The following is a 14,797-nucleotide window of genomic DNA, read 5'->3' on the forward strand; positions in this document are numbered from 1 at the left end:
AAATGAAAAACGAAAAATTGCAGAAACTGCGAGAAGACTATTCGAAGCATTCACTGGATGAGTCGGACGTACATAAAAATCCATTTAAACAATTTGAGCGATGGATGGAAGAAGCAGTAGAAGCGGAGGTTCCCGAGCCCAATGCCATGACCCTTGCCACCGTAGATGCTAATCAAAAACCACATACACGCATTGTTCTGTTGAAGGGATTGGAAGACGGCAGCTTCATCTTCTACACCAACTATGGCAGTGATAAAGGGAAGGAGCTGGAGCAAAATCCGAATGCCTCCCTTTGTTTTTTGTGGCTACAGCTGGAGCGGCAGGTTCGTATTGATGGAACTGTTGAGAAGATCCCTAAAGAAGAAAGTGAAGCATATTTCAAACAGCGGCCGTATAAAAGTCAGCTCGGTGCACTGGCTTCCAATCAAAGCGCGGAAGTGCCAAACCGCGAATTTCTGGAAAAGAAGTTTGCTGATCTTGAAGCAAAATATCCGGAAGGAGAAGTGCCAATGCCGGAAAGCTGGGGTGGATATCGCGTAATTCCCGAATCTGTAGAATTCTGGCAGGGCCGAAGAAGCCGGCTTCATGACCGTATTAAGTATCAGTTGACAGGAAATAAGTGGGAAATAAAAAGACTTTCGCCTTGAGATGATATCAAAGGTGAGTTATATGGATTTGGTTTTAAAACAGATACCAAAAATGACTTGATTGCTTCATCAATAAGACCCCTTTCTGTCTTTCCCCTTGGCAAGGGGAAAGGACTCCTGTACTGGTAGATATATGGTCAAACTTGATAGATTACAAAAGTCTGTGAAGCGATATTAAAGGATCATGTGCTTGTTTTCATAGAATGGTCGGTTATATGATTTTTACTGCCGTTTCGTTACTTTGGATAAAAGAATGCATAGTGAAAAATGGAAACGATAAAGGTTCAAATAAAAGACAATAAAGCGTTAAAGATTCTAAAAGATCTTGAGGATTTGGATATTCTTAAAATTATGGAGAATGATGGTGAAGATCTGCATCAAGGTGAAAAGCTATCAGTGAAATATGCAGGGGCAATATCATCAGAGACCTCCCAGAAGATGAATAATTACGTTAATGAAAGTCGAGAAGAATGGGAAGATCGGAATATCTGATCGACAGTAATGCCATAATCGATTTCTTAGGCGGAAGGCTTCCTGATTCTGGAATGGAATTTTTAAGTCAGGTTATTGATGATAAACCAAGCATATCGGTTATAACTAAAATTGAAGTACTGGGGTATAACGGAACGGATCAGGAAGAGCTGATTTTTAAGTCTTTTGTTGGGGATTCTGAAGTACTCGGTTTAAGTGAGGGAATCATTGATTTATGCATTCAGATTAGAAAAAGCTACAGGATTAAATTACCGGATGCACTAATAGCAGCTACAGCTATTAATAATGATTTCATTTTGGTAACTAGAAATATCTCTGATTTTAATTTCATAGAGAACTTGGAACTGATAAACCCGCACAAGATTAAGAAGTCTAATTAGTAAGTTAAGTTTAGAATAGTACCTGCTATGCCCAAGATTAAAGAAGAGCGGATGGAGGAGCTTCCCAAGCTCGAGAACACGCTCGTTTATACCGATTTTGATGAAGATAACCCGGCTCCGAAGGGGAAGTGGAATTCAGAAGTTTTTGATAAGGATCAACCTATTGTTTTAGAACTGGCTTGCGGGAAGGGGGAGTATTCGGTTGGTCTGGCCCAGCTTCACCCTGATAAAAACTATGTCGGACTGGATATTAAAGGTAACCGGATGTGGGTGGGAGCTACTGAAGCTCTGGAAAAGAATCTGGACAATGTTCGATTTCTTAGATGTTATATCGATCACCTCGACCAATTTTTTGGCAAAGATGAAGTGGATGAAGCCTGGATTGTGTTTTCCGATCCCTATATCAAGAAAGAGAGAAAACGGCTGACGGCTCCCAAGTTTCTGGAAGTATATCGAAAAGTGATGAAGCCCGGCGCGGTCATTAACCTGAAAACGGACAGCGATGTACTATATGAATACACCAAAGAAATCATTGACCAAGAGGGACTGCAACTGCTGGATGATGAGCCTAATGTCCATAAAAACCGCCCGGATGATCCCGAACTCTCCATCATTACCTACTACGAAAGCATGCACCTGGAAAAAGGGAAGACGATTAAGTATTTGAAGTTTAGGGTTTGAAAAGCTGTCAGCTTTCAGGAGATAGCTGTCAGCTGACAGGATACAGCTTTTAGTTGTATGTCCAATTTACCAACAAAGTCATCGCGGGCATAGACCCGCGATCTCCTATATAGGCATCCCAAGAGGGAAAAGGAGATCCCGCATCAAGTGCGGGATGACATGCAACAAAAACCTGTCTTTGTGAGGAACAAAAGTGACTAAACAATCCCATTTGTGCGGTAGTTGCTTGGACAAGTTGTTTTCTGTCAAAGAACTTAAACAAAGATTATTTGCCTTAGCAAAAGACCTTTTTCTGTCTTTCCCCCTGCCTACCGCAGGCAGGCTTCAAAAGAGGAAAGGACTCTTTATTAGCTACCTCATCAAATATTAAAAAATCGAGTCATCCTGAGGGACCGAAGGATCTTTGCCAGAAAATGTTTAGGATCTGTTATTCCCAAATTGGTGCTTTACATAACAAGTATTGATTTGCCCCGAGACTTCGGGGATGGACCGAGCGACCGATTTGCGAACTATCCTGTCTTATTACCCCGTCATCGCGGGCCTGGACCCGCGATCTCCCAAATTGATATCTCAAGCCATATAAGAAGATCCCGCATCTCCGCTACGCTTCGTGCGGGATTAAAACAGCATATCTTGATTTTCGCTGTGGAATGTTTACATTACGGAAGTTAACACCGTTAACCTAAGGAGGCGAATGAGCGAAGAAGTACCTTTACGTGATCAGATTTTAGAGATAAGCAGGCATTTATTATACGAGGAAGGATATAAGTCACTTTCGATGCGGAAAATTGCCAAACAAGCTGATGTCTCCGCAACCAGTATCTACCTCTATTTCGAAAACAAAGATCATTTACTGCATACGCTGATTGAAGAATCGGTGGAAGATTTAAGCCGGTTCATCGAATCGAAGGCATTAACTAAGACCGATAGCATTGAGCGATTTAAAGCCATCACTAAAAGTTATGTGGAGTTTGGCCTTCAGAACCCGGAGAAGTACGAGATTATTTATAAAGTCCGGTCTGATTCAATGGCGCGTTATCCCAAGGAGAAATTTCGAAAAGCCCGGCGTGCCTATGAGCTTCTGGTGAAAACCATTGAGGAAAGTGTAGGTCAGGGACTGATGGAAGTGGATCAGCCGGTGGTTGCCGCTTATTCAATATGGGCACAATTACACGGTGTGGTTTCGGTTGTACTCAACAAGAGATTGGACAGCCGCATTGACAGAGAACAATTTATTGAGGAATCCATTGAGCACGTGGTGCAGGGATTTCTGATTCGAACAACAGTATCATAAACGAGGAAAAGTTATGGAAGCAATAATGGAATTAATTGGGTTTTTTAGTGAGATCCCGCTGTGGGCATCGATAGGATCTGCGGTACTGCTGATGCTGATTTTAGGCTACACCGGGGCTCCCCTCTGGCTGTGGGCCGTAGCCGGTTATACAGGCTTAGTGGGATTGGATGCTCCCACCTGGCTGTATATTACCTACACCGTTTTAGTGCTGGTTTTCAATATCAAACCCATTCGAAGAGTGGTTCTGAGTGGCCCGATTATGAAGCTACTGGATGCGTTGAATTTTCTTCCCAAGATATCCGAAACTGAGCAGACAGCTATTGAAGCAGGAAATGTATGGGTAGAAGGAGAACTGTTCTCCGGAAAGCCTGATTTCAAACGTATTCTCGATGAAGATTATCCCGACCTGACCGAGGAAGAGCAGGCGTTTATGGATGGACCTGTTGAGAAGCTCTGCGAGATGGTCACCGACTGGGATGTAATGGTTCGAAAGGGATTCACTGAAGAAGTCTGGGACTTCATGCGAAAAGAGAAGTTCTTTGGTTTGATTGTTCCCAAAAAGTATGGCGGACTCGAATTCTCTGCGACGGCTCACAGTGCTATTGTGGCTAAGCTGGCATCACGCTGTGGACCATTAGCTACAACGGTTATGGTGCCTAACTCCTTAGGTCCGGCCGAGTTGCTTCTGCACTATGGAACCGAAGAACAAAAAGATCATTACCTGCCCAAACTGGCCAGCGGAGAAGAAATGCCGTGCTTTGGCCTGACTGAAGCAAATGCCGGGTCTGATGCCGGAAGTATGCGCTCGGAAGGTGTAGTATTTAAAGGTGATGACGGCGAGCTGTATCTGCGAATGAATTTTGAGAAGCGCTACATTACATTGGCCGCTATTTCTACGGTAATTGGGCTGGCCTTCAACCTTAAAGACCCCGATCACCTGATCGGAGAGGAAGAAAATCGGGGCATTACCTGTGCCCTCATTCCATCCGATACCGAAGGCGTGGTATTGGGCCGCCGACATGATCCGTTAGGAATTCCATTCTACAACTGCCCGATAGACGGCAAAGATGTGGTAGTACCTATAGATGCCATCATCGGTGGAAAAGAAGGAGCCGGAAATGGCTGGCGCATGCTGATGGAGTCACTGGCTGTAGGTCGGGGAATCTCCCTGCCGGCGCAAAGTGTGGGAGGAGCGAAAGTAGCCACCCGCGCCATCGGGGCCTACACGGCTATTCGTAAACAGTTTGGACTGAATATCGGGAAGTTTGAAGGTATTGAAGAGCCAATGGCCCGAATTGGAGGTTACACCTACCTGATGGAAGGCGCCCGCAGATATACCACCGGCGGACTGGATAGCGGACAAAAACCGGCTGTAGTCACGGCCATTGCCAAGTACAATTTTACCGAACTGGGAAGAGAGATTGTCAACGATGCGATGGATATTGTGGGAGGAGCCGGGATTTCCCGTGGTCCCCGAAACATCTTTGCAAGCAGCTACACGGCCATGCCGATAGCTATAACGGTAGAGGGAGCCAACATCCTTACACGTACCTTGATGATTTTTGGTCAGGGTGCCATTCGATGCCATCCCTATGCCTATAATGAAATCGATGCTCTGATGAACAAAGATGTGAAGGCTTTTGATGATAATTTCTGGAAGCATATTGGTCATGTAGCCCGGAATAAATCAAGGGCGTTCCTGCTGAGTATCACCAGAGGCCGGCTGGCAAGTTCACCGGTAAGCGGACCTTCAGCAAAATACTTCCGCAAGCTGGCGTGGACATCCGCTTCCTTTGCCTTCTTCGCAGATATTGCGTTGGGATCGTACGGCGGAGCCCTGAAGATGAAAGAAAAAATAGCCGGTCGTTATGCCGATATCCTGAGTTATATGTATTTGGCTTCCGGTGCCCTCAAGCGTTTTGAAGCCGAAGGAAGAAGAGAAGCGGACAGACCGTATTTTGAATGGGCGATGGAATACAGCTTCTGGAAAATTCAGCAGGCCTTTGAAGGCATACTCCGCGAAATTAAAGTGCCCGGTTTGAGCTGGGTATTTCGCCTGGCCGGGGTGTGGGGTCGGTTGAACCCCATCGGCACCTATCCTTCTGACAAGCTGGGTCATAAAGTTGCACAAGCTATGCAAACCCGCGGGGAAGACCGGGATCATGTAACCGACGGAATTTTCCTTCCCAAAGATGATGAATCCGCCATTGGTCGATATGAGCAAACCATGGAATTGGTTGAAAAAGCCTGGCCTGCATTCAAGAAGCTGTACAAAGCCATCAAAGCCAAAGAACTACCGAAAGAACCCTATCTCGAAATTGCGGATTTAGCCGTCGAGAAAGGAGTTCTGACTAAAGAAGAAGGTGAGCTGGTCAAGAAAACCGAACAAGCCCGAAACGATGCTATTCAGGTGGATGAGTTTACCCTGGATGAATACATGAATGAGACGCCGACCAAGCCGGCCGGGAATGGTCAAAGACCGGAAAAAGCTCCCGAGGCGATGGTTTGACTGATAGCTGTCAGCTGACAGGCTTCAGCTATCAGTGAACCCAATCCCTGTCCCTTGCCCTCCGGCTCATCGATTTAAAAAGCTTGGCTTTTACTAACGCCGCAGGGTAAGGGAACGCGTTGTAGGATTTGGGAGGCTGGTATTAACTTATAGAATATAAAAAGGTCGGTCTTTGCGAGGAGCACAAGTTGCTGAATGTAGGTTGAGGTGGGGAACGACAAAGCAATCTCCCTGAAATAGCAATATCCTGATAAGCACTCACATCCCTTAGCTTCCGACCTCTTTCTGTCTTTCTCCTTCGCAAGGAGAAAGGACTCTTTGGTAGCATTCTAATCTTTCTTAGAAAAAAAGTCCATCCTGAGCGCAGGAACGGTTAATTAAGCTCGGGACGGTTGGCGCGAAGGATCTCAGCCAGGAAATGTTTGGGATTTAGAATTTAGCATCCGTGCCTAACGCAGAAAAGATTGAATTGCGATTGACCGAGTGACCGAGTGACCGATTTGCGAACTGCCCTGCCTAAATAACCCGTCATCGCGGGCCGGGAACCGCGACCTCCCTGAATGGTAACCAAATAGAACTACTCCCACTTGCCATTGCAAACAAAACCCAATCCCTGTCCCTTGCCCTCCGGCTCATCGATTTAAAAAGCTTGGCTTTTACTAACGCCGCAGGGTAAGGGAACGCCTTGGTGAACTTGGGTTGTGTTTTATATGGAATCCTCATCGCGGACCCGGACTTAAAATCTTCTTTATCGGCTTTCCAGGTAGTTCAAGGAGATCCCGCATCTCCGCTACGCTTCGTGCGGGATGACGACTCAATAAGGAGAGCTGCAAAGGTAACCCGCAACGCATTCACCCGAATCCCGCAACCCGTTAAATACCTCTTTTTCCTCGTTGCGTTGCTCTGCTGTGCAATGCCGGATGGAGGCTCTGCCTCAAACTTCGGTGGTACAGGCTGCAAATCCCGGATTGAATTGCGATGAACCGAGCGACCGAGCGACCGATTTGCGAATTTTCCACCTGTGCGGTGGTGGTTTAGGCTTGGGTGCCCACTAATACATCAAGACATTTCCAACAAAACCCTATCCCTGTCCCTTTCCCTAACGCTCGCTTGCTTTACGCCGCTCGCGCCAAGGGCAAGGGAACGCCATGGTGGGTTGGGAGGCGGAATTCGGATTGGAATGCGCATGACCGAAGGACGGAGCGAACGATTTGCGATGTTCACTTTGATTAAACCCCACAACCCGTAACCCTCCAACCCGACTCCCGCAACTCGCCATAAAAACCTCTTTAAATAGAAGCCCAAACTTCGTATCATCATTGCTTAACAAAATTTGGCAGAAAGTGAGCGAAGAGAACAATTCAAATCAAGAACATGGGGACAATAAGCCGGGAAAGAAAAAAAGCCCGGAAAACTTTCCCATTCAGGAATATCGATTAGTCCCGGCAGACCATGGCCATGAAGGCTACGAAGAAGATGAAATTGACCTGATTGAACTGGCTAAAACCATCTGGGATAACCGGAAAGTAATTTACCGCTTTGTAGCGGTGGGTGTGGTTTTGGGAGTATTGGTAGCTTTACTCAGCCCCAAAGAATATGTAAGTGATGCCACATTGATGCCGGAATACAGCACCGAAAGTATGGGAGGTGGGAGTGCATCGAGCTTATTGCAGCAGTATGGTGGACTTATTGGTTTAAGTGGTGGAACTTATAACTCGGCAAGTAATGCCATTAGGGTAGATCTATATCCTAAGATCGTTCAGAGCTTGAGCTTCCAGGACAAGCTCGCAAGACAGGAATTCTATTTCCCGGATTATGATACCACCGCTTCTATATATGAGTATTATTTAGAAATTATGTCGCCCGGAGTATTTGGTTATGTAATGCAATATACGGTTGGACTCCCCGGTACCATTATTAGGGCATTTAAAGCTGAAGGTGAGACTTTTAGTACAGGGGTTAGCAATGAAGATGAAATTGTAGAGTTGACCAAATTGGAAATGGAGGTTATTGATGATCTTCGTTCACGGGTATCAGCCAGTCTGGATGAAGAATCGGGTGTTGTAACCGTGAGGGCGCAGATGTCTGATCCGAAATTAGCGGCAAGTGTAGCTAAATATACTATTGACGAACTGACGGAATACCTGGTAGAGTACCGTACCGAAAAAGTAATACGCGACTTGGAGTTTATCGAAGAGCAGTTGAATGATGCACGCGAACGATTCAGGGAAGCTCAACTGGAGCTGGCTGATTTTGATGACAGCAACCAGGGCAACCTGACCGCGCGGGCCCAAACCGAACGGCAACGGTTGCAGTCGGAATATGATATTGCCTTCAACCTCTATAATACCTTGACCCAGCAGTACGAAGAAGCCAAACTGAAAGTACAGGAAGAAACCCCGGTCTTTAAAGTTCTTCAGCCGGTACAGGTTCCGGTTAATGATGAAACCAGCGGGGCGATGGTCCTGATTGTATTTGTGATGCTGAGTGGTATTGCATCTATTGGGTGGATTTTTATTCGACAGTTTTTGGCCAACAACCCATTCTCTTCCAAAGAGTAATTAGTACTACGGTCTGGCCGAGCCACTGAATGCTTAGATAGACTTTGCATTTTTCAAATATCGCGAAGCCCTGAACGGCTTCGCTTGTGTAGTGGAAGTGTCTTTAGCTGTTAGCTGACAGGTTTCAGCTATCAGTGGACCCAATCCCTGTCCCTTGCCCTCCGGCACATCGATAAAACTAATAAAACCTTCGCCACCGCCGCAGGGTAAGGGAACGCCTGATTAAAAGTCCGTCTCGCGAGGACCGGATGCGACGAAGCAATTTCTAAGAATAGGTTTAGGATCTCAAACAACGCTCCACTTGTGCGGAGGTGGATTGAGCTTGGTTGCCCGAATCTTCGACCCCTTCTGTCTTCCCCTTCGACAAGGGGAAGGACTCTTGTTAAAAGTTCCTCTCTCAATCCAACCACCGGGTCATCCTGATCCGCCGGCTGGCGGAGAAGGAACTTCACGAGGTGATATAGATTCAGATATCGGAACAACCCGTCATCACGGAAATACTTTATCCGCGATCTCTCTTATCGATATCAAAAGTTTGTCAAGGAGATCCCGCATTTCCGCTTCGCTTCGTGCGGGATGACATGCAATAAAGCTTGTCTTTGCGAGGAGTTCGTGTTGCTGAATGTAAGGTTGGGATGATTAACGACGTGGCAATCTCCCTGAAATGGCAACTTATTTTAATAACGTTTAATTGCCCTTGACAACAAAACCCTATCCCTGTCCCTTTCCCTAACGCTCGCTTGCATTATGCCGCTCGCGCCAAGGGCAAGGGAACTCCTAATTAAACAGCCCGACTTTGCGAGGAGCGGATGCGACGAAGCTGGATGCCAAATGCAGGATTGGGATGGATGGCGATGAGGCAATCTCCGAGAATTAGTTTGTGATCTTCAACAGCGCCTGTGAAAGAATTGATTTACCCCGAGACTTCGGGGATGGACCGAACGACCGATTTACGAAGTACTGAATGTAGCTCTTTAAAAAATCCCAATACATTCATTGATCGTATAAAATATCCTGCGTATTATTGAGTAACAGAATTACTCGCTTAACTACAACGCGGTGCGAAATTCAAAATGAAAAATTTAAAATTAAAAATGGGGTAATCAGCTGTTACAGGGGTATTGCATCTTTGGTACCAGATAGATGAAGTACTCAGCAATGATCATTGTAACCACACCGACACCCATTTTTAATTTTAAATTTTAAATTCTTAATTCCCGAAAGGGTCCAATGCTCGATACCCTCATACAATCCAAAACCCGACTGAAACTTCTGCTTCGCTTCTTCCTGAACCCGGACAGCAGCGCATACCTGCGCGGACTTGCACAGGAGTTTGATGAAAGTACCAACTCGGTACGGGTGGAATTAAACCGCTTTGAAGAAGCCGGTCTCATTGCCGGACATAAAGAAGGCAATAAAAAGGTGTACAAAGTAAACACAAAGTTCCCTATGTTTGGCGAGCTCCAAAAGATTGCTTTTAAGCATTTTGGGATTGATCAAATCATTGAGCAGGTGGTACAGAAATTAGGAGACGTAAATGCGGTATATTTAACCGGGGATCTGGCAAGAGGTTTAGATACATCCATCGTAGATGTAACGATCGTAGGTAAAAATATTGACAGGACTTATTTGTCAAAACTGCTAGAGAAAGCAGAAGATCTGATCGGTCGAAAAATTCGAACACTACTGTATGAACAGGAAGATCCTTTTGAAATAGAAGAACCGAAATTATTGATTTTTGGTAAAGAGGTATAATGAAGAACAGTAAGAAAAATATAGTTGTTACGGGTGGTGCAGGATTCATAGGTAGCCATTTGATAGATCGATTATTGGAAGAAGGTCATACCGTAACCAATATCGACAATTTTGATCCATTCTATGAGGAAAGCATAAAGCTGGAAAATATTAAAGGGCATTTGGAATTCGATACCTATACGCTGCATGAAGTGGATATAAGAAATAAAGAATCTCTTGATAAAGCTATTCCTAATGATGCGGATGTAATAATTCACTTAGCCGCCAAAGCCGGGGTTCGTCCTTCCATTGCAGATCCGATCGCTTATCAAGAAGTAAATGTGGCCGGAACACAGAACATGCTGGAAGTAGCCCGTGAAAAAGAGATTAAACAATTTGTATTTGCTTCTTCCAGTTCGGTATATGGAAAGAACCCGAATGTGCCCTGGAAAGAAGATGATGCCGTACTTCAGCCTATTAGCCCCTATGCAAGTACCAAAGTGAGTGGAGAATTATTAGGGCATGTGTACAGCCACCTATATGATATTCGTTTCTTAGCCCTTCGCTTTTTTACGGTATATGGGCCCCGGCAACGGCCGGATCTGGCCATCCATAAATTCCTGAAACTCATGAGCGAAGAAAAGGAAATTACACTCTATGGAGATGGCTCCACCCGCCGGGATTATACGTACATTGATGATATTATAGATGGGGTGATGGCGGCTGTTAGTTATGATGGCTCTCAATATGAAGTGATCAATCTTGGGAATAATCAAACAATTGAACTCTTAGAATTAGTTGAAGCGATTGAGAAGGCCTCCGGGATTACAGCCAAGAAAACATTTGGTCCAGAACAACCTGGGGATGTGAAACAGACTTGGTCAGATGTAAATAAAGCGTTTAAAATATTAAAGTATAACCCAAATTATAATTTAGCTAATGGTCTAGAAAGTTTTTCAAAATGGTTCAAAAAAAAGATTAAATGAATAATATTGATAGTTTTTTAAAAAATAACTTAGATAAACGAGTTGTAGCAGTTCAAGGCTTAGGTTTTGTAGGTGCAGTTATGTCTTTGGTTGTTGCAAATTCGGATGAAGAGGAATATGCAGTAATTGGTGTAGATTTGCCTCAAAGAAAAGATGTTATAAACAAGCTTAATAAGGGGATATTTCCGATAAGTTGTACAGATCCGAAAGTTTATAAATACTTTGAAGAGGTTAAAGATAAGGGAAACTTCATAGCAACAGATGATACGAATGCTTATTCAAAAGCAGATATAATAATTGTTGATATTAATTTAGATGTAGAAAAGAATAGTGATCTACAAAAAAATCTAAAAGGCTATAATGTTGATCTAACTGGTTTCAAAAATGCAATTAGGACTCTTGCACAAAAATGTAAAGAAGATGTATTAATATTGGTTGAAACTACAGTTCCCCCAGGCACATGTCAGAATATTGTGAAACCGATTTTTGAAGAAGAGTATGACAGGCGAGGTTTAGAGCATAAATTTAAAATCGGACACTCCTATGAAAGAGTGATGCCAGGCCCGGGATATGTGGACTCAATCAAGAATTTTTATAGGGTATTTTCTGGTGTAGATAAAGAAAGTGAGGAAGCGGTTAGAGACTTTTTGAAAAGTATAATCTCAACTGATGAGTATCCACTGACTAAACTTGGGAGCACAAATGCTTCCGAAATGAGTAAAGTTTTGGAAAATTCCTTTCGGGCAATGAATATTGCTTTTATTCAGGAATGGACTGAGTTTGCTGAGAGTGCAGAAGTTGATTTATTTGAGGTAATAAATGCTATAAGAATGAGGCCAACTCATCAAAATATAATGAGGCCGGGATTAGGTGTTGGTGGATATTGTTTAACCAAAGACCCTCTATTGGCAAGTTGGGCAAGCCAAGAGTTCTTTCATTCAATACCCTTAATGCAGAGTGAGCAGGCTGTTAAAATAAATGACCGAATGCCTTTGCACACTTTTAAAACATTCCAAAAATTCTTTAATGGAGAGTTGAAAGGATTAAGGGTTTTAATACTTGGTATTTCATATTTGCAGAACGTTGGAGATACAAGATATACTCCTGTAGACTTACTTTACGATAGTCTAAAGTCGAACGAAGTAGATGTTATATTACACGATCCCTTTGTAGAAATATGGGAAGAAAAAGGAGTAGATATACAGACTGAAAGTATAGACGAAACTGGTTTTGATGCTATTATTATTGGAACACCCCATGACAAATATATAAAGGAGGGATTATTGGAAAATATTTTAAGAAAAGAAGATAGTCTTTCCGTAGTGATTGATCCACATGGAGCAATTACAGAATCAATGATGCAAAAATTTTCAAATCACAAATTTAAAGTTATAGGAAGAGGAGATGTCTAAAAAAGTATTGATTATAGGTGGGGCTGGATTCATTGGAATGAATATCACTCAAGAATTAGCTTCAAAAGGATACCAAATTACTATCGCTGATAATTTCTTTAGAGGTAAAATGGACGAAGACCTTAAAGAGATTGTCGAAAAGAATAGCATAAGGGTTGTTTCTGATGATTTTACTAAAGAAAATGCTTTTAGTGCTCTGGATGAGGATTACGATTATGTCTATATGTTGGCTTCCGTTGTTGGAGTTGAATACACAGAAAAAATTCCTAATGAATTAATTCGAATCAATACACAATTGATTTTAAATACATTGGAATGGATAAAAAACACCCAATGTAAAAAAGTGCTATTTACATCTACCAGTGAATGCTATGCAGGTACGATAGAAGCTTTTGGGTATGAAATACCAACACCAGAGACGGTTCCTTTGTGTATTCAAGATATTACGCATCCTAGGTTTACCTACGCAGTAACCAAAATGCTGGGTGAGTCTGGTTTCATACAATATTCAAAAGTCTATGGATTTGAGTGTACAATTGTGAGGTACCATAATGTCTACGGACCAAGGATGGGATTTAAGCATGTGATTCCGCAAGTCGTTCAACGTTTTCTGAAAGAGGAAGATCCATTTAAAGTCTATGGCTTCGATCAAACCAGGGCATTCAATTTTATTGATGATGCTGTTAGAGGTACAATTGGTGCAATGGAGAGTGAAAAAACCAATGGTGAAATATTGCATATCGGAGATATGAATTCTGAAATAACCATTGAAGAGTTAGTTCACTATATAGGTTCCTTGGTTGAATTCGAAGGAGAATATGAAAGACAAGAGGCTCATTCCGGCTCAGTTTCACGAAGATGTCCTGATACTTCAAAAGCGGAGAAGCTAATTGGATATAAGCCTGTTGTAGGTTGGAAAGAAGGTGTTAAAGAAACCGTGGACTGGTATGTTGATTATTTAGAATCCGGAAAAAATGTTTTTGAATAGCAAACAATTATAGAATGAATATTGCTTTAATTAGTTGTGGACGATCAGATTATAGTATCTACCTGCCTTTAATGAAAAAGCTAAAGGCTGACTCTAATTTTAATTTAGATATCATCGCATTTGGTACGCATGTTTCCCGGTTCTATGACAGAACAGTAAACAAGTTTTACCAAGATGGCTTTGACGTGTCCTATGAAGTAGAATCAATTGTCTTAGGAGATTCCTCAGAAGCTATTTCCTCCTCAATGGGACTTACTATTGTTAAATTTTCATCCATTTGGGCCAAAGAGAATTACGATTTGATTATAGTGTTGGGTGATCGTTACGAGATGTTTTCGGCAATTGCAGCATCAGTTCCGTTCAACATTCCTGTAGCACATCTGCATGGCGGCGAGACGACATTGGGAGCAATAGATGACAAGTTTAGACATTGCATTACATCTATGTCAAAATTTCATTTTGTAACTACGGAATCTCATAAAAAAAGGGTAGCAGAGATATTAGGTCATTCTCAGCATGTCCATAATGTGGGGGCACCGGCTTTAGACAATCTCAATGAAATTGAATTCTTGACGAAAGAAGAGTTCCAAAAAGAATGGGGTATAGATCTAAATAAACCTACCGTTCTAACAACTTTTCATCCGGAAACAGTGGCACTGGAAAAGAATGAAGAGTATATCAAAGAATTCATCAAAGCCATCGACCAGATAGATAAACAATTTGTTATAACGTTGCCAAATAACGATACAATGGGAACTTTAATAAGAGATTATCTAAAAGAATACGGAGCTAGCCATCCGAATAAGTGTCATTTGGTGGAAGTATTAGGCACGGTAGGATATTATAGCTGTATGAAACACTGTGAGTATTTATTAGGAAATTCTTCGAGCGGTATAATTGAAGCCGCTTCATTTAAGAAATATGTTATTAATGTTGGAGACCGGCAAAAAGGAAGAGATGCCGGAGAAAATGTTATACACGTAGAAGCCGATCATAATGATATTATAGAAACCGCCCGACGTATAGATAAACTTCCTGAATTTACTGGAGAGAATATTTATGGTGATGGAACGGCTACAAAAAAAATAGTTAAGATTTTAAAACAAGCTTAAT

General features: G+C 42.8%; 12 protein-coding genes. All 12 read left to right on the forward strand.

The annotated features are described in order from the left end of the window. The first annotated feature begins 2 nt into the window (after positions 1-2). The 12 genes from pdxH (at position 3) to neuC (ending at position 14,796) form a co-directional block, all read left to right on the forward strand. Positions 3-647, forward strand: coding sequence for a pyridoxamine 5'-phosphate oxidase (gene pdxH, locus JJ941_RS00905; protein ID WP_290961096.1), 645 nt, complete (start codon positions 3-5; stop codon positions 645-647). 267 nt (positions 648-914) lie between these two features. Continuing rightward, positions 915-1,139: a hypothetical protein gene (locus tag JJ941_RS00910; RefSeq protein ID WP_290961099.1), complete on the forward strand. Its 225-nt coding sequence runs from the start codon at positions 915-917 to the stop codon at positions 1,137-1,139. Beyond that, a complete protein-coding gene (locus JJ941_RS00915; RefSeq protein WP_290961101.1) occupies positions 1,118-1,519 on the forward strand; it encodes a type II toxin-antitoxin system VapC family toxin in 402 nt (133 codons plus the stop codon). Before JJ941_RS00910 ends, JJ941_RS00915 begins: the two co-directional genes overlap by 22 nt. A gap of 27 nt (positions 1,520-1,546) precedes the next feature. Continuing rightward, on the forward strand, positions 1,547-2,200 hold the full coding sequence (trmB, locus tag JJ941_RS00920) for a tRNA (guanosine(46)-N7)-methyltransferase TrmB (protein WP_290961103.1): 654 nt from the start codon (positions 1,547-1,549) through the stop codon (positions 2,198-2,200). A 694-nt stretch (positions 2,201-2,894) separates the two neighbouring features. Then, positions 2,895-3,494 (forward strand): TetR/AcrR family transcriptional regulator, encoded by a 600-nt coding sequence (locus tag JJ941_RS00925; RefSeq protein WP_290961107.1) that lies wholly within the window; start codon positions 2,895-2,897, stop codon positions 3,492-3,494. Positions 3,495-3,507: 13 nt separating this feature from the next. Beyond that, a complete protein-coding gene (locus JJ941_RS00930; RefSeq protein WP_290961110.1) occupies positions 3,508-6,003 on the forward strand; it encodes an acyl-CoA dehydrogenase in 2,496 nt (831 codons plus the stop codon). A gap of 1,343 nt (positions 6,004-7,346) precedes the next feature. Next, a complete protein-coding gene (locus tag JJ941_RS00935) occupies positions 7,347-8,564 on the forward strand; it encodes a Wzz/FepE/Etk N-terminal domain-containing protein (protein WP_290961112.1) in 1,218 nt (405 codons plus the stop codon). 1,230 nt (positions 8,565-9,794) lie between these two features. Further along, positions 9,795-10,319, forward strand: coding sequence for a hypothetical protein (locus JJ941_RS00940; RefSeq protein ID WP_290961115.1), 525 nt, complete (start codon positions 9,795-9,797; stop codon positions 10,317-10,319). Continuing rightward, positions 10,319-11,284 carry an NAD-dependent epimerase/dehydratase family protein gene (locus JJ941_RS00945; protein WP_290961118.1) on the forward strand — a complete coding sequence of 322 codons (966 nt, stop codon included), beginning with the start codon at positions 10,319-10,321 and terminating at the stop codon, positions 11,282-11,284. The genes JJ941_RS00940 and JJ941_RS00945 overlap by 1 nt, the downstream gene beginning before the upstream one ends. After that, entirely contained in the window at positions 11,281-12,696 is a 1,416-nt protein-coding gene (locus JJ941_RS00950) for a nucleotide sugar dehydrogenase (RefSeq protein WP_290961122.1), read from the forward strand. The genes JJ941_RS00945 and JJ941_RS00950 overlap by 4 nt, the downstream gene beginning before the upstream one ends. Continuing rightward, entirely contained in the window at positions 12,689-13,684 is a 996-nt protein-coding gene (locus tag JJ941_RS00955) for an NAD-dependent epimerase/dehydratase family protein (protein WP_290961125.1), read from the forward strand. The genes JJ941_RS00950 and JJ941_RS00955 overlap by 8 nt, the downstream gene beginning before the upstream one ends. Positions 13,685-13,698: 14 nt before the next feature. Then, positions 13,699-14,796, forward strand: coding sequence for a UDP-N-acetylglucosamine 2-epimerase (neuC, locus tag JJ941_RS00960; protein WP_290961128.1), 1,098 nt, complete (start codon positions 13,699-13,701; stop codon positions 14,794-14,796). Position 14,797 lies beyond the last annotated feature (1 nt).

Source organism: Gracilimonas sp. (genome assembly GCF_017641085.1).
In the GTDB taxonomy this organism is placed as follows: Bacteria; Bacteroidota; Rhodothermia; order Balneolales; family Balneolaceae; genus Gracilimonas.